This window comes from Bradyrhizobium sp. U87765 SZCCT0048 (assembly GCF_018131225.1).
In the GTDB taxonomy this organism is placed as follows: Bacteria; Pseudomonadota; Alphaproteobacteria; order Rhizobiales; family Xanthobacteraceae; genus Bradyrhizobium_A.
Map to the genome: position 1 here is coordinate 2,646,556 of NZ_JAFCMM010000001.1, position 15,626 is coordinate 2,662,181.

Below are 15,626 nucleotides of genomic sequence, written 5' to 3' on the forward strand. Positions count from 1 at the left end.
GCGGTTCCTCCAGGAATCGAATGTCGCCGCGTCGCCACGGCGCCCTCTGCGGGGCGCCGCGAGCATACACCAACACGGCCGCTTGTCATGAGGCGCGTCCTGGGGCGGGATGCCGCTCCATCCGCAACCCCCTGGACGAACGACTAGATCCGGGCTGGAACGTTCTGATCGACGGCCGCCTGTTTTTCCGCCGCGCGGGCGCGCCTGAAGCCATCGCGCTGCTGCAGCCCCTGCCAGTAGGCGGTGACAGCCGGACCGAAATCCTTGGCAAGACCGATCCGTTCAGCGAGCAGCAGGGCGTAACCGACCGAAATGTCGGCCATCGTGAATCGCGTGCAGAGCGAGGCCCGTCCGGCCGTCGCAGCTTCCACCGCCCGCAGACGGCCCAGGAACCACTTGGCATAGTCGGCCACGACCTGGGGATTGCGCCGCTCCGGCGGCTCGAGCTCGCCATAGCGCAGCACCAGCGTCTGCGGAAAGGTCAGCGTCGCCTCGCCGAAGTACAGCCAGTTCAGGAATGCGCCATATTCCGGCTCGTCCGGGGCGACCGCGAGCGGCGTCGGCCCGTAGCGGGTGGCGAGGTAATGGCCAATCGCGGACGACTCCGTCATGCGGGTGTCGCCGTCGATCATAAAGGGAATGGTGCCGAGCGGATTGAGGCCGAGATACTCCTTGGCCAGCGCGCGCGGCGGGAACGGCAGCATCTTCAGCTCGTAGGGCAGCCCCATCTCCTCGAGCGCCCACACCGGGCGGAACGAGCGGGCGGCTTCGCAGTGGTACAGCGTGATCATCGGGCGTTGTCGTCCTTGCGCATCATACCGGGCAGCGTCCCCATCATCTTGCACAGCACCATCAACATGACCTCATCTGCGCCTCCGCCGATCGAGGTCAGTCGGCTGTCACGATAGGCGCGGCTGACCAGCGTCTCGTTCATGAAACCCATGCCGCCCCAATATTGCAAGCAGGCGTCCGTCAGCTGCCGCCCGAGGCGGCCGGCCTTGAGCTTGGCCATGGTTGCGAGCCGTGTCACGTCCTCGCCGGCGATCAGGGCCTCAGCAGCGCGGTAGATCAGGGAGCGCAGCAGCTCGACCTCGGTCTGCATTTCCGCCAGCTTGAAGTGGACCGTCTGATTGTCGAGGATGCTCTGGCCAAACGCCTTGCGGTCGCGGGTGTAGGCGATGGTCTCCTCGATGATCGTTTCATGCGCCTTCAGGCAGGCGGCCGCACCCCACAGCCGCTCCTCCTGGAACTGGATCATCTGGTAGGTAAACCCCTCTCCTTCCTCGCCGATGCGGTTGCGCTTGGGCACCCGTACGCCATCGAAGTGGATCTGTGCCGTATCGGACGAATGCATGCCGAGCTTGTCGAGCTTGCGGGCGATGGTCACGCCCTTGCTCTTCATCGGCACGCAGATCAGCGACTTGTTGCGATGCTTGGGGCCATCACCGGTGTTGGCGAGCAGGCAGATCCAGTCGGCCTGGGTGCCGTTGGTGATCCACATCTTGCCGCCGTCGATGACATAATCGTCGCCGTCGGAGCGCGCCGTGGTGCGGATCGACGACACGTCCGATCCGGCGCCGGGTTCGGACACGCCGATGCAGGCGACCATGTCGCCGGCGATGGCAGGCGCGAGGAACTCGCAGCGGACCTCATCGGAACCGAACCGCGCCAGCGCCGGGGTCGCCATATCGGTCTGCACGCCGATCGCCATCGGCACGCCGCCGCAGCGGATCGCGCCGAGCTCCTCGGCCATCATCAGCGCGTAGCTGTAGTCGAGCCCCTGCCCGCCGAACGCGACCGGCTTGTTGAGGCCGAGAAAACCGAGGCCGCCGAGCTTCTTGAACAGGTCATGAGCCGGAAAGATGCCGGCCTTCTCCCATTCATCGACATGGGGATTGATCTCGGCGGCGATGAACTTCTGCAAAATCCGGCGCGGCTCGTCGTGCTCGGCGGTAAACAGCATACGAATATCCTTTGTCGATCGTTGGAAGCGCCCGGCGCCTAAAGACCCATCTGGCGGCTGGCGAGATCCTTCATGATTTCCTCCGTGCCGCCGCCGATGGCATTGACCTTGACCTCGCGGTAAATCCGCTCGACCTTGACGCCGCGCATGAAGCCGGCGCCGCCGAAGATCTGCACCGCCTCGGAGGCGCAGAACGCCATGGTCTGGGTTGCCTGGTTCTTCAGCATGCAGATCTCGGCAACCGGGTTGTCACCCTGTTCGACCCGCCATGCCAGCAACTCCAGCATCGCCTGGGTCGCCGCCACCTTCTGCGCCATGTCGACGATCTTGTGACGGATCACCTGGTGCTGGGCGATCGGCTTGCCGAAGGTGCGGCGCTCGCGCGCATAGGCGATCGCCTCGTCGACGCAGACCTGCGCGAACGCGGCGCAGCTCGCGGCGAGTCCCATGCGCTCGCTGTTGAAGTTCTGCATGATCACCTTGAAGCCGGCCCCCTCCTCGCCGATCAGGTTCTCGGCCGGCACGCGGCAGCCGTCGAAATGCAGTGTCGCGGTATCGGAGGCCCACCAGCCCATCTTCGACAGACGGGTGCGTGACAGGCCCGGCGTATCGCCGGGGATCAGCAGCAGGCTGACGCCGCCTGCGCCTTCGCTGCCGGTGCGCACCGCAACCGTCAGATAGTCGGCACGCATGCCCGAGGTGATGAAGGTTTTCTCACCGGTGACGACATAATGATCGCCGTCACGCCGCGCCCGGGTGCGCAGACCCGCAACGTCCGAGCCGCCGCTCGGCTCGGTGATGGCGAGCGCGGAGATCTTGCGGCCCGACAGAATTTCCGGCAGCACCCGCGCCCTGACGTCCGGCCGCGCCGCGCGTGCGATCGGCGGCGTGCCGATGGTGTGGCTCATCAGGCTGGCGCTGACGCCGCCGCAGCCGGCGCGTGCCAGCTCCTGGGATGCGACGATGCGCATGAACTGATCGGCCTCGACACCGCCGAATTCCTCGGGATAGCCGAGCCCCAGCAGGCCAATCTCGGCAGCCTTGACATAGAGTTCGCGAGGAAACTCCTCGGCCTCATCCCAGTGATGGGCGTAAGGCTCGATTTCCCGCGCAACGAAACGGCGCACCACATCGCGGAAGGCGAGGTGGTCCGCGGTATAGAAGGGGCTGCTGGACAATCCTTCACCTGCTCACACGCTTGGACCATGCGAACAATGGCCCGATTTGACGCCAATCCACTTGCGTCGAGTGGCTATCGGCCTCCCGCCGGCGCCGGGGCGACATGTGCGGACACGGATCGCAGCCGCGATCTGGCGTGCTCGTGCAAGCCGCATCGCCACCCTCGCCGCTGGCTCTCAACCAACGCAAATGCGATGCCCATGCATTGCGCACGTCACCATCCGCATTTTCAGGTCAGCATCCGTGCACCAATTCCGACACAGATCATGACGCTTTCTTGAAGGGGAAGATCGTCAGTTCTTCACAGCTTTTTGGGACGCCGCAATTGCCGGTCTACCGGGGGGCGGCTACGGTTTCATTATTGGCTATTGGGGCCTTCGCCTTCGGCCCGAGACATCGATACATCGCTAGTTTCAATACATGGCGCCCGCCTTTGCGGGCGACAGCGTTTCTTTATTTGACTGCCGCGAGGTCCGATGACGATCCTGCAGTCTACACTCGATTTGTTGCGTGCGCGGCTCGATGCGACCTTTCAGGTCTCGGATCCACGTGCTGAAGACTGGGTGATGCTCACCAACCCCGTGGAGCTCGACGGGCGCATTTCCGAGCACGCGCGCAACAAGATCATCATGTCGCTGGTCGGACTGCAGAGCGAGCCCACGGCGGCACCATCTCCGGGATTCTCGCCCGTCGGCGGCGATCGGTTCGCCCGTGCCGCGGCGCCATTGCATCTCAATGCCTTCGTGCTGTTTCTCGCCAACTTCACCGAGGGAAACTATGTCACCGGTCTTGGCATGCTGTCGCGCACGATCAGCTTTTTCCAGCAGTCACCGGTCTTTACGCCGGACCGCCTGCCCGGCCTGCCACGCGAGGTCGATCGTCTCGTGCTCGACTTCGTCAATCTCGACCTGCTTCAGACCAACTACCTCATGGGCATGCTGGGTCTGAAGTATCTCCCGTCCGCTCTCTATCGACTGCGCATGCTGACCTTCGCCGGCGAAGCGAGCGATGCGCTCGTGCCCGTCGCTCGCAACACACGACCAGCCGACGCGGGCGCCGCGACGGAGTAGCTCTCCCACCGCCGCGCGGCGGGCAAGACACCTTCGAGGAATGCGATGGGATCCGATCCTCCTGCTCATCCGGCCCCCTCCCCGCCGCCACCGGGGCTGGCGCGCTATGAGCGGCTGATGTCGCTGACGGTGAGGCACGAATTCCTTGGCCTGACGGAAACCTGCTCCGACTTCAACATCGTCCCGACCGACGCAACTCAGGCTCTGCTGCGCAACCTCAGGCTGATCGCCAAGCCACGCCGCGGCGGCATCGACGTGTTCTACCATACCGGACAGGCTGCCGCGCTGCTGCGACACCTTCTTGGCCGCCGCCACAGCCATCGCGAAGGCACCCCATTCACACTCGACCGACCTCGGCTGCGGACGGCTTCCTGGACACGGCTGACCTTCCTGTTCACGCTCGAAAATCCGGCGTTCACGAACTACACGGAGATGCCGTTGTCGGCCCGTCCCGGCGATTGTGCGCTCTATCTTTCCAATCACGCGCTCGCCGGCGACAGCACCGGCACAAGCCATCCGCAAGGGACCGGACCACGACAGCTCGCGGTCGACTGGTCACAGCTCGTGCCTATGCAGGAGGTCAACTTCTCCCCGGCCTACGTCACGATCCCGACGCCGAAGGATGCGACCCGGGTGGTGGTCTACGACACCTCCGGCCGTGCCATCGTGCTGGCCGAGCCGGCCTCTCCCGCCGCGGCAGCCGCCCCCGGTTCGGCGCGCCCCCGGACCACAGAGCACCCTCTGCGGATCACCTTCCAACCTGGCCAGAACGTCTATCTCGACATGTCCGGCGAACATGCCGGGCGCTACAGCTACAGCATCACCACGGACACCGCCGGGCCGGAGACCGCGTTCCTTTACCCCGGCCTGCTGCACACCCCGCTGTTGCTGGCCGACCTCTTCCTCGATGGCATGGCGCAGGATGGCCACCTGCCGATCGCGTTGCCCGATCATCTGCCGAACAATTTCGACAACGATGTTGCGGTGTCGTACATCAAGCCGGTCGCATACGACATTCGTTTCCAGGCGCGGCAAACCATCTGGAATTACTTCGTGGTGCTTCCGGCTGGCAATGCCCATGTCCGGCATCTCACGATCGAAGCCGCCTCGCAGGATGTCCCGGCCTTCGATGGCCCGCATCCGGTGCCGCTCGCAGGCGGTCGCACCGCCTATCAGTTCACGGCGCAACGCCCCTGCGCCCTGCGATCGCGCCCGGACATCGCCTTGCGGCTGCGCGGCGCCAACGGCCACGACGGCGAAGCCTCACGCATTCTGCTCGACCGCCTGCCGCTCCCCTCCGCCGAGCTTGGCGGACTGTCGCCGACGGGCAGCGGACCGCCGCGGTCCGATGTCTTCGTCTACCTCTAGCTTGCCGCGAATGTGACCCACGCATGCCTCTTCGGAAAGGAACCAAGCCATGACGGTCCAGTACAAGACTCCCGGCGTCTATGTTCAGGAGCTCGATGCGTTTCCACCATCGATCGTCGGCGTCGAGACGGCCGTGCCGGTGTTCATCGGTTACACCAAGACCGCCGAGAAAGCGGGACGGCCGATGAAACTGCGGCCGCTGCGCATTTCGTCGATGGTCGAGTATGTCGCCGTGTTCGGCGATGCACCCAACTATCAGTTCGCGCTCACCGCCGTTCCCGCAACGCCGAGTGCAGCAGCCGCGCCAGGCACTGACGCCGGCAAACAGAGCGCCAGCGGACCTGCGGCCGCGCCGACGCAGCCAGCCAACAATTCCGCCGACAGTAATTCCGCTGACAGCAATTCCGCCGACAGCAAGGCCCACGATGCGGCGCCGGCCGATCCGAAAACCGCGGCCGCCAACGACCCGGACCACCCGACCGACCAGCCGCATGCCAGCTCCGGCGACACCAAGCCGGCGGACAACGCCGGCCAGCCCGACAATCAGCCTCCCGCGAAAGTCGATCCGGATGCAGCCAAGGCACCAGCCACTCCCGCGGCGGCGGCGGCCAACGTCCCCCACGACGTCACCATCGGCGGCAAGGCCTATGGCATCGTGCTCGGCAAGGTGCCTTATCTCTACAATTGCCTGCGCCTGTTCTATGCCAACGGCGGCGGCGACTGCTACATCGTGTCGGTCGGGACCTACGACGACGTCCAGAGCGGCGGCATTTCCCTCGATGCGCTCAAGAGCGGCCTCGACGCGGTCCACGACCTCGTCGGCCCGACCATGCTGGTCATTCCCGAAGCCATGCAGCTCGAAAAGTCGAACTGCGCCACGCTGACCGCCGCGATGCTTTCGCAGTGTTTCGAGCGCCAGGACCGCGTCGCGATCATCGACGTCTGGGGCATCGACCAGTTGCCTCCGACGTTCACAGGCGCGGATCTGACGGCGAAGATCACGGATTTCCGTAGCGCCGTCGGCGGCATCGAAAGCCAGCGGCTGAAGTACGGCATGGCCTATGCGCCGTTCCTGAACACCTCGATCGTCGATCCCAGCGAGGTTTCGTTCCTGAACCTCGATGCCACGAGCCGCAACAACCTCGCCAGCATCATCGAGCCGGAACTGGCACAGCTATTCCCCGATGCGACCAAGGTCGCCCAGCTCAAGAGCCAGTTCTCCAGCCAGCTGACCACCATCGGCAAAATGGCCGACGGCGACGCAAAAGCGCAGAAGTTCAAGCAGCTCAACCAGAACCTCGTCGCGCAGGTCCCCGTCTTCAAGGACATCTACACGACGATGGCGGCCAAGCTCGGCACGCTGCCGCCGAGCGCCGCGATGGCCGGGATCTACACGCTCAACGACACCACCCGCGGCGTCTGGAACGCTCCGGCCAATGTCGGACTGATCGCCGTGACATCGCCGACCATCGCCATCAGCAACCGCCTGCAGGACGACCTCAACATGCCGATCGACGGTCTCGCGGTGAATGCGATCCGCGATTTCGTCGGCCGTGGCACCGTGGTATGGGGCGCCCGCACCCTCGACGGCAACAGCAACGACTGGCGTTACATCCAGGTGCGTCGCGCCCTGATCTACATCGAGCAGTCGGTCGAACTGGCGCTCAACAAGTTCGTGTTCGAGCCGAACGTGGCGCAGACCTGGACGACCGTGACCTCGATGATCAGCAGCTTCCTGCGCGGCCTGTGGTCCGCCGGCGGCCTGATGGGCGCGACGCCGCAGGAGGCCTTCACCGTGCAGTGCGGGCTTGGCAGCACCATGACGGCGCAGGACGTTCTCGAGGGACGGATGATCGTGCAGATCAAGCTGCAGATGGTGCATCCGGCCGAATTCATCGTGCTGGCCTTCCAGCAGGAGATGCAGGGCGCCGCGTGAGCTGCGGCCACCGGTCGTGCGACACCCTAAACGAAGAAGCATCGACGAAACGTCATCAGGAGACCTGATATGGCTGACGACAAGGGCGACAAGCAGGGCAATACCTGGCCACTGCCAAAATTCTACTTCTCCGTCCAGCTCGGCGACGACAAGGACGTCAAGTTCTCCGAAGTGTCGGGCCTCGAGGCCGACACCAAGGTGATCGAATATCGCCATGGCGACAGCAAGGTGTTTGCCCCGATCAAGATGCCGGGCCTCTCGAGCGTCGGCAACGTCACCATGCGCAAGGGAATCTTCGTCAAGGATTCCAAGTTCTGGTCCTGGTACTCGGAGATCAAGATGAACGTGATCTCGCGGCGCGCCGTGGTCATCAACCTGCTCGACGAGACCGGCGCGCCGAAGATGGTCTGGACGCTGCACAACGCCTGGCCGACCAAGATCACCGGCACCGACCTCAAGTCGGAAGGCAACGAGGTGGCCGTGGAATCGATCGAACTTGTCTACGAGACGCTGGAAGTGAAGGCGGCGTGATCCGATGACCGATGCGTTCTATCCACCCGTCGCCTTCCACTTCAGCGTCTCACTGGACGGCGCGCTCGGCAGCTCGCCGGACGCCAGCTTCCAGGAAGTGTCCGGCATCAAGGTGGAGTTCGGAACCGAAGAGGTGGCGGAGGGCGGACAGAACCAGTTCGCCCACCGCCTGCCGACGCAGGCCAGGTACGCCAACCTCGTTCTCAAGCGCGGCGTAGTCGTCGCCGCATCGCCGCTTGCGAGCTGGATATCGAACACTCTCGGCAGCCAGCTGACCCGGCCGATCAAGCTGCGCGAGTTGATGGTGACGCTGCAGAACGAGCAGCACGACCCGCTGATCAATTGGCGTTTCGTCAATGCCTACCCGGTGCGATGGGAGACATCGTCGTTGAACGCCATGGAAAACACGGTGCTGACCGAGACGATGGAGTTTGCCTATCACTACTTCGAGCGGGCCGTGATCGACCGCCGCCCCGTCACCGCGACGGGGCGGCAGCAGTAGACGCGTGAGGAATGGACATGCCACTGGAAATTCGAGAAATCGGCATCAGCATGCGTGTCGGCGAGCAGCCGCCGCAAGCCGCAAGCCCCCCCCAGCACAGGGACAGCAAGATCAGCCGGGACGACATTGTCGACGAATGCGTTCGACGGGTGCTGCAGATGCTGAAGACCAGGCAGGAGCGCTGAGTTGTCCGACGGCGCCCTCGCCAAACTGAAGATCGAGGCCTATACGGATTCGCGCTTCAACAATCAGGCGCCCGTGCCGTCCCTGGTCGTGCCGATCAATCCGGCAAAGTACAGCCGCAACGGCCGTATCTCCTATACCGACAACAAGGCCGCCGGAGCAGCCGGCGCCTCGCCGGTCTTCGACCGCATGGAACCGGAAACCGTGACATTCGAGCTGGTGTTCGACGCGACCGGCGTGGTGCCGCAACCAACGGGCGTGAGCACGCGTAACGGCATTGCTGACCAGATCGACGCCCTGAGGGCTGTCGCCTACGCCTACAACGGCGACATCCACAGCCCACACTACCTCAAGCTGGCCTGGGGATCGTTTCTGTTCAAATGCCGCCTGCAATCGCTCGACCTGACCTACAGTCTGTTCGCGCCGAGCGGCGTGCCGCTGCGCGCCCGCGCGACTGCCGCCTTCGTCGGATACACCGACGAATACCTGCTGCAGGCGAAGATGAAGAAGAGCTCGCCCGATCTGACCCACGTGGTCACCGTACAGGCTGGCGATACGCTGCCGCTGCTGTGTCATCGCATCTACGGCAACAGCCGGTACTACCATCAGGTCGCCGAAGCCAACGGCCTCACCGGCTTTCGCGAGCTGCGCCCCGGCCTGCAATTGATCTTTCCTCCGCTTTCAGGGCCTGCGTGATGTTGTTGCCGAGCCCGGTCCTCAACGACAGTGCCTTGCCGACGGTCTCGATCGAGATCGAGCACGAGCCGTTCGATTCCGACAGCATCGTCTCGATCGAGGTCTGGACACGCGTCAACCGGGTGCCACGCGCGCGTCTCGTCATCAACGACGGCAATCCCTCGACCGAAAGCTTTCCGCTGAGCAAGGTCGACACGTTCCTGCCCGGCAAGAAAGTCAGCATCGCCGCTGGCTACGGCCGCAACAGTGACACGATCTTTTCCGGCGTCATCATCAAGCACGCGCTCGACATCGCTCCGAACCGCCCCGCCCGCCTCGTCATCGACATGGCCGACGTCGCGCTGAAGATGACCCTGCAGCGCAGGAATGCGGTGTTCAAGGACAGCTCGGACCATGCCGTGATCGCCAACCTCATCACGACCAACGGTCTTGTGGCCTCGCACAACGATGCCCCGAGCACCGCAAGCACGGTGGTCCAGTATCATGCCACGGACTGGGACCTGCTGGTGATGCGCGCGGAGGCGAACGGCCTCGTGGTCATCGTCGACGACGGCCGCATCAGCGTGGTGGCACCCGATACGTCGGCGCATGCCGCGCTGACGGTCGAGTATGGCGATTCCCTGCTGGCATTCGAGGCAACCCTCGACGCCACCACGCAGTTGAAGGCCACGGCGACCAGGAGCCGCTCATGGGACTACACCACCCAGAAAGTGCAGGAAGGCGCCGCCACCGACACGTCGGTCACTACGCCCGGCGACGTCACGACGGCAACCCTCGCCGCGGTCTTCAATCTCGCCGAGGCGCCGCTGCAAAGCGCGGCGATGCTGCCGAAGGATGCCCTCGACAGCTGGTCGTCCGGGGAGCTGTTGCGCAGCCGCCTCGGCAAGGTCTGCGGTCACGTCCGTTTCCAGGGCAGCAGCCTCGCCAAGGCCGGCAAGGTGATCGAGCTTGCCGGCGTCGGTCCGCGCTTCACCGGCAACGCCTACATCAGCAGCGTCGATCACATGATCAGCGACAACCGCTGGCTGACCAGCGCCGATTTCGGCCTGCCTGCCGTCCGGTTCGCTGATGAAACGCAGCTCATCGCCGATACGCCCGCCGGCGGCCAGCTGCCGCCGGTCCGCGGACTGCAGACTGGCATCGTCAAGCAGGTCGACGAGGATCCCAACGGCGACTATCGCGTGCTGGTGTCGCTGCCGCTGCTGGGCAGCGACGCCGGGGGCGTCTGGGCCCGCCTCGGCGGCTTCTATGCTTCGAAAACGATCGGCGCGGTGTTCTATCCGGAGATCGGCGATGAAGTCATTCTCGGCTTCATGAGCGAGGACCCGCGCAGCCCCGTCGTGCTCGGCAGCGTCTATAGCAAGGAGCGGGCTCCTGCCTACCCGCCGAACAAGGAGAACGACAAGAAGGCGATCGTCACCCGCTCGAAGCTCGAGGTCACCTTTGACGACAAGGACAAGATCATCGAGATCAAGACGCCCGGCGGCCACTCCATCAAACTCGACGACAACAGCGGTGAAATCGACATCAAGGACAGCAACAGCAACTTGATCATGCTGGGCAAGAGCGGCATCGTCATCGACAGTGCGTCCAGCATCACCATGACGGCCAAGGGCGACATCGCGATCAAGGCCGGCGCCAATCTCGCGATGCAGGCCACGGCGGAATCGACGCTGAAGGCCATGAACATCACCGAACAGGCGAACATGAAGCACGCGGTCGTAGCCAATGCCACCGCCGAACTGAAGGCCAGCGCCATGGTCACGATCAACGGCGCGCTCGTGAAGATCAATTGACCGGAAGGACATGTGATGCCCCCCGCAGCACGGCTCAGCGACATGCATACCTGCCCGATGGTGACGCCGGGCCTCCCCCCGATTCCCCATGTCGGCGGACCGATCGTCGGCCCCTGCGCGCCGACCGTGCTGATCGGCGGCCTGCCTGCCGCCAAGCTCGGTGATCTCGCCGTCTGCGTCGGACCACCGGACAGCATCATCAGCGGATCGACCAGCGTGCTGGTCATGGGATTGCCTGCCGCCCGCCTCGGCGACAGCACGGCGCATGGCGGCGCGATCGCCGTCGGCTTCCCCACCGTGCTGATTGGCGGCTGACCATGACAACGACACCCGATCCCGCGTTCCTCGGCACCGGCTGGAGCTTTCCTCCCACCTTCTCCCGCCCGCAGCTTGGCGTCGAGATGGTGAGCGGCCTGGAAGACATCCGCGAAAGCCTGCGCATTCTGTTCACGACCGCGCTCGGCGAACGCGTCATGCTGCCTGACTATGGCTGCGACCTGTGGCGCATGGTGTTTCGCGATCTCAATGCCACACTGAGCAGCGAGATCAAGGATCTGGTGGAGCAGGCGATCGTGCTGTGGGAGCCGCGGATCGACCTGCTTGCGCTCCATGTCGGCCCCGATCCGGACCGCGACGGGCAGATCCGCATCGAGATCGACTTCGCCATCCGCCGCACCAATACACGCGCCAACTTCGTCTACCCGTTCATGCTGAGGGAAGCGACCCTGTCCACCCCGGACGACTGACATGGCAATGCGAACACCGATCATCATCGGCCGATGGACCACCCAGGCGGGACGGCAGCGTCCGGCGCTCGCGCCCGGCTATGTCGGGCTCGACGAACGCAGCTTCGCCGAACTGATGGCCTTCGCGCCCGCTTTCGGGCGTCACGTCCGCTACATCGGCCCCGACAACCGGCCCGACGGCGACTGGTCCGAGTTCTTCCTCGCCGACGGCGCGATGGTGCTGGCGAGCATCGCGGTATTCGACGCCGCCGCGCATTCACGGCGCTTCCACGCCGCCCTCGCGCGCATCCATGGCGACCACACCGACGCCGTCCGTCTGACGCACCTGCAGGATGTCTTCGACATCATCCTGTCGCTGCCAAAGGATGTCGACGCATGGTACGGCGCCATCGCACGCCTGCCCGATGCTCCGCGCTGCCGCGCGCTGCGCAGCCTGCTGGCGTCCGCAATCAGGACCGAACTTGCTCCGCTGCTGGCCGAATTGCGCGGCTACGCGGCCGGGGCCGGGCAGCCCGGCGCGCTGGGACACCCGATTCCGCTGGATTGCCGGCATTTCCACGCGATCTGGCAGACCGAATTTCTCTGCCCCCGCACCGCGATTTTTCAGGGGCATTTTCGGCGGCAGAAGATCCTGGCTGCGCTCGGACCGCTCACGACCCTGTACGACACGCTGCTCGGCGCGGTCACCGATCTTGCCGACCATGCCCGGCGTGACGTCGATGACAGCTTCGCCGAAGGCCCCCTCAAGCCTCACATCGCGCTCTATGCCGCCTTCATCGCCCAGTTCCGCAAGGCGCAGGCGCGCCTCAACGCGCTGCCGTCCCGCCTGATCGATTTCTATTACCATGACGTCCTGCGCGAGACACGCCAGCCACCGGTCGCCGACAAGGTCTTCCTGACATTCAGCCGCGCCCCCGGCATCACGCCGGCGCGTGTGCCGCGCGGCACCGCGTTCACTGCCGGCGCCGACGCCTCCGGCCAGCCGATCGTCTTCACTGCCGACGCAGCCCTCGACGTCACGCGCGCCCAGTTGGTCAAAGTCCGGACGCTGCGCACCATCCGCGGCCCCCTGCTCGGCACCGCCGCGCCGCCATCGCCGGATGACCGCCCCTGGCGTGTCCATGCCGACGAGATCGCCATCGGCGTGGACGGGCGGGCGGCAGACGGTCGTCCCTGGGCGCCGTTCGGCGGCACCGCTGCCACCACCGCAGCCCCCGCCGCGCCCATCGGCTTCGCGATCGCCTCGCCGATGCTGGCCCTCGCAGGCGGTCAACGCACGATCACGCTCGGGCTGCACCTCGATCCGGCAGCCGCTGCAGCGCTGCTCGCGCCGCACCTGCAAACCATCGCAAGCGCCACCGGCCTCACCGCCGAGGAGGCTTTCGATCAAATCATCGCCGCGGCCTTCGACTTCACGGCCACCACGCCGTCCGGCTGGCATCCGCTTGTGCCTGCCCACGCCGCCGCGCCAGCCGGCCCTGACGGCCAAAGCCTGTCCTTCCAGTTCGTACTTCCTCCTGACGCACCGGCCCTCGCGCCGATCGCCGCGCCCTCCGACGAGGTGCGCAGCACCCCCGTGTTGCAAGCCCGGCTCCGCCAGGCCGCCGTCATGCTGTCGGGCGCTGCGGGATCCGGGCAGGTCTATCCGCTGTCGCTGCTCGATGGCCTGCCGATCACCCACATCACGCTCGAAACCGCGGTCGTCGGTCTGCCCGGCATCACGGTCCGCACCGTCAATGGCCCAGTTGACGCCACGGTGCCGTTTCTACCGTTTGGCGCACCAGCCCGTGCGGGCGGCTGGTTCGAGATCCAGCATCCCGAGATCGGCGGCAAGCCGCTCGACCGGATGGACGTCACGCTCGACTGGTCCGGTCTGCCGGCCCATCCACGCGGCTTCGCCGGCTACTACGCTCAGTACGCGGTCGGGCCGGACCGCATGCCTGCGTCCGCGGCCATCGCCAACGATTCGTTCCGTGCCACCGCCAGCGTGACTGGCCACGCATGTTGGGATCTGCCGGCGGCCACGCCTGCATTCTGGCTGTTTCGCACAGCGCAGGCCCAGGACAAGCCCGAACCGGCAGCGCCGCTCCAGTCGACCACGACGATCACACTGCTGGCTGAGCCGCGTGCCGATCGCCCACCGGCTCCCGCAGGCGCCGGGTTGCGCATGACGTTGAGTGAACCGTCGTTCGGCTTCGGCGACGAACTCTATACGCCAAATGTGCTGCACGCGCTTCATGCGATACAGGCACCGCCCCCACAACGCCCGTGGCTCTGCCGGGTGCTCGACCTGATCCTGCTGCGCGCACCGCCGGCCCCCCCTGTTCCGGACGTCGCACGACTCTACCCCAGTCCGCCCTGGCAACCCGAGATCGCCATGCTCAGCGTCGACTATCACGCGACGCAGACCATCGATCCGCGCGGCGACGATTCGTTTCTGCACCTTTTGCCCACCGGCGAATTCGCGCCCGCTGTCGGGCGGCCGGAGGGCCGTCTCCTGTTGCCGGCCTGCGCGCCGGATGCCCAGCTCGACCTTGCCTTCGCAGGTCTCGGCGTCGCGCAACGCCTGACGCTGCTGGTCCAGCCGAGTGACAGCGGACACGGAGGCGCAGTCCTCTGGCAAGCCCTCGGCAAGAATGGCTGGATCGACCTCGTCGACGGCATCGCCTGCCATGATGCCAGTCTCGGCCTGTCGCAAGCCGGCGTCGTCACCCTCGACCTGCCGAACATGGGCTCCGACACAAGCCCCGGGCGATGGTCATGGCTCCGTGTCACGCCGAAGACCGCGCCTGACGACTTCGCGTCTCTCACCGCGATCACCCCTCACGCGATCACCGCCACGCGGCAGCTGAACGCGACGCCCGGCGACCTGACGTCCATCCCGGCGAAGACCATCAAGGCGGCCGCCGCTCCCCTCGCGGGGGTCGCCGCGGTCGATCAACCCATGGCTTCGTTCGGCGGGCGGCCGGCCGAGACCGGCGGAACGCTGCCGATCCGGCTCGGCGAGCGGCTGCGCCACAAGGAACGCGCCGTGCTGACCTGGGACCATGCGCACATTCTGCTCGAGCGCTTTCCGCAGATCGCCAAGGTGCATGTGCTCGCCGCCGGCGAGGGCGTCTCCGAACCGGGGCGCCTCCTCGTGGTCGTCGTGCCGGACGTCCAGCCCGGCGCGGCCGATCCCTGGACACCGCGGACCTCCGCGGAGCTGCGCGGCCAGATCGGAAGCAGTCTGCAACAGCAGACAAGCCCGTTTGCCCGCATCGAGGTGGTCGATCCGGTCTATATCCGTGTCCGCGTGCAGGCGGATGTCGTGTTCCGAAACGCTGGCGGGGCTACCCGGCTGGTTCAGGATCTGCACGCCCTGCTGTCACCCGGCGCCGAGCGCCTCGATCTGCCCGACGACGCCGATGGCGACGATATCCATGTCGCGATCGCCAACTTCATCGCCGCACGTCCCTACGTCGCGGGAATTTCCGATCTGAGCCTCGTCTTCACGCCGCCGCTGGCCGCGCAGCCATGGTGCGCGCTGACCTCCGCCGATACGCACGATATCCGTAGCGCTCACGCCGCCGTGGTCGCCGAACCCGTGACCGTCCCGCCCGAGCCCGCGCGATCACCGATCGCGCCGCCGTCCCCGCTACCCGCATGACTTCGCG

14 protein-coding genes are annotated in these 15,626 nt (G+C 65.7%); 11 read left to right on the forward strand and 3 right to left on the reverse strand.

The features are described from left to right. Nucleotides 1–143 precede the first annotated feature (143 nt). Genes JQ639_RS11660 through JQ639_RS11670 form a run of 3 tightly spaced genes read right to left on the reverse strand, consistent with a single transcriptional unit; the run spans nucleotide 144 to nucleotide 3,141 of the window. Entirely contained in the window at nucleotides 144–791 is a 648-nt protein-coding gene (locus JQ639_RS11660; RefSeq protein WP_211966253.1) for a glutathione S-transferase family protein, read from the reverse strand. After that, a complete protein-coding gene (locus JQ639_RS11665) occupies nucleotides 788–1,963 on the reverse strand; it encodes an acyl-CoA dehydrogenase family protein (RefSeq protein ID WP_211966254.1) in 1,176 nt (391 codons plus the stop codon). The genes JQ639_RS11660 and JQ639_RS11665 overlap by 4 nt, the downstream gene beginning before the upstream one ends. Nucleotides 1,964–2,001: 38 nt before the next feature. Next, nucleotides 2,002–3,141, reverse strand: a complete 1,140-nt coding sequence (locus JQ639_RS11670) for an acyl-CoA dehydrogenase family protein (protein WP_211966255.1) — start codon at nucleotides 3,139–3,141, stop codon at nucleotides 2,002–2,004. 477 nt (nucleotides 3,142–3,618) lie between these two features. Here JQ639_RS11670 and JQ639_RS11675 point away from each other — a divergent pair, with 477 nt between their 5' ends. The 11 genes from JQ639_RS11675 to JQ639_RS11725 all read left to right on the forward strand — a co-directional run bounded on the left by JQ639_RS11675 (nucleotide 3,619) and on the right by JQ639_RS11725 (nucleotide 15,619). Further along, entirely contained in the window at nucleotides 3,619–4,212 is a 594-nt protein-coding gene (locus tag JQ639_RS11675) for a Pvc16 family protein (RefSeq protein WP_211966256.1), read from the forward strand. 45 nt (nucleotides 4,213–4,257) lie between these two features. After that, a complete protein-coding gene (locus JQ639_RS11680) occupies nucleotides 4,258–5,580 on the forward strand; it encodes a hypothetical protein (protein WP_211966257.1) in 1,323 nt (440 codons plus the stop codon). A 49-nt stretch (nucleotides 5,581–5,629) separates the two neighbouring features. Then, nucleotides 5,630–7,516, forward strand: a complete 1,887-nt coding sequence (locus tag JQ639_RS11685; RefSeq protein WP_211966258.1) for a phage tail sheath family protein — start codon at nucleotides 5,630–5,632, stop codon at nucleotides 7,514–7,516. 69 nt (nucleotides 7,517–7,585) lie between these two features. After that, nucleotides 7,586–8,047, forward strand: coding sequence for a phage tail protein (locus JQ639_RS11690; RefSeq protein ID WP_211966259.1), 462 nt, complete (start codon nucleotides 7,586–7,588; stop codon nucleotides 8,045–8,047). A gap of 4 nt (nucleotides 8,048–8,051) precedes the next feature. Beyond that, nucleotides 8,052–8,549 carry a phage tail protein gene (locus JQ639_RS11695; RefSeq protein ID WP_211966260.1) on the forward strand — a complete coding sequence of 166 codons (498 nt, stop codon included), beginning with the start codon at nucleotides 8,052–8,054 and terminating at the stop codon, nucleotides 8,547–8,549. 11 nt (nucleotides 8,550–8,560) lie between these two features. Further along, a complete protein-coding gene (locus JQ639_RS11700) occupies nucleotides 8,561–8,734 on the forward strand; it encodes a DUF5908 family protein (protein WP_211966261.1) in 174 nt (57 codons plus the stop codon). Between the two features lies 1 nt (nucleotide 8,735). Next, entirely contained in the window at nucleotides 8,736–9,428 is a 693-nt protein-coding gene (locus tag JQ639_RS11705) for a LysM peptidoglycan-binding domain-containing protein (RefSeq protein WP_211966262.1), read from the forward strand. After that, entirely contained in the window at nucleotides 9,428–11,224 is a 1,797-nt protein-coding gene (gene vgrG, locus JQ639_RS11710) for a type VI secretion system tip protein VgrG (protein ID WP_211966263.1), read from the forward strand. The genes JQ639_RS11705 and vgrG overlap by 1 nt, the downstream gene beginning before the upstream one ends. Before the next feature lie 15 nt (nucleotides 11,225–11,239). Next, on the forward strand, nucleotides 11,240–11,539 hold the full coding sequence (locus tag JQ639_RS11715) for a PAAR domain-containing protein (protein ID WP_211966264.1): 300 nt from the start codon (nucleotides 11,240–11,242) through the stop codon (nucleotides 11,537–11,539). Between the two features lie 2 nt (nucleotides 11,540–11,541). Continuing rightward, nucleotides 11,542–11,970 carry a GPW/gp25 family protein gene (locus JQ639_RS11720; RefSeq protein ID WP_211966265.1) on the forward strand — a complete coding sequence of 143 codons (429 nt, stop codon included), beginning with the start codon at nucleotides 11,542–11,544 and terminating at the stop codon, nucleotides 11,968–11,970. 1 nt (nucleotide 11,971) lies between these two features. Beyond that, nucleotides 11,972–15,619: a baseplate J/gp47 family protein gene (locus tag JQ639_RS11725; protein ID WP_211966266.1), complete on the forward strand. Its 3,648-nt coding sequence runs from the start codon at nucleotides 11,972–11,974 to the stop codon at nucleotides 15,617–15,619. Nucleotides 15,620–15,626 lie beyond the last annotated feature (7 nt).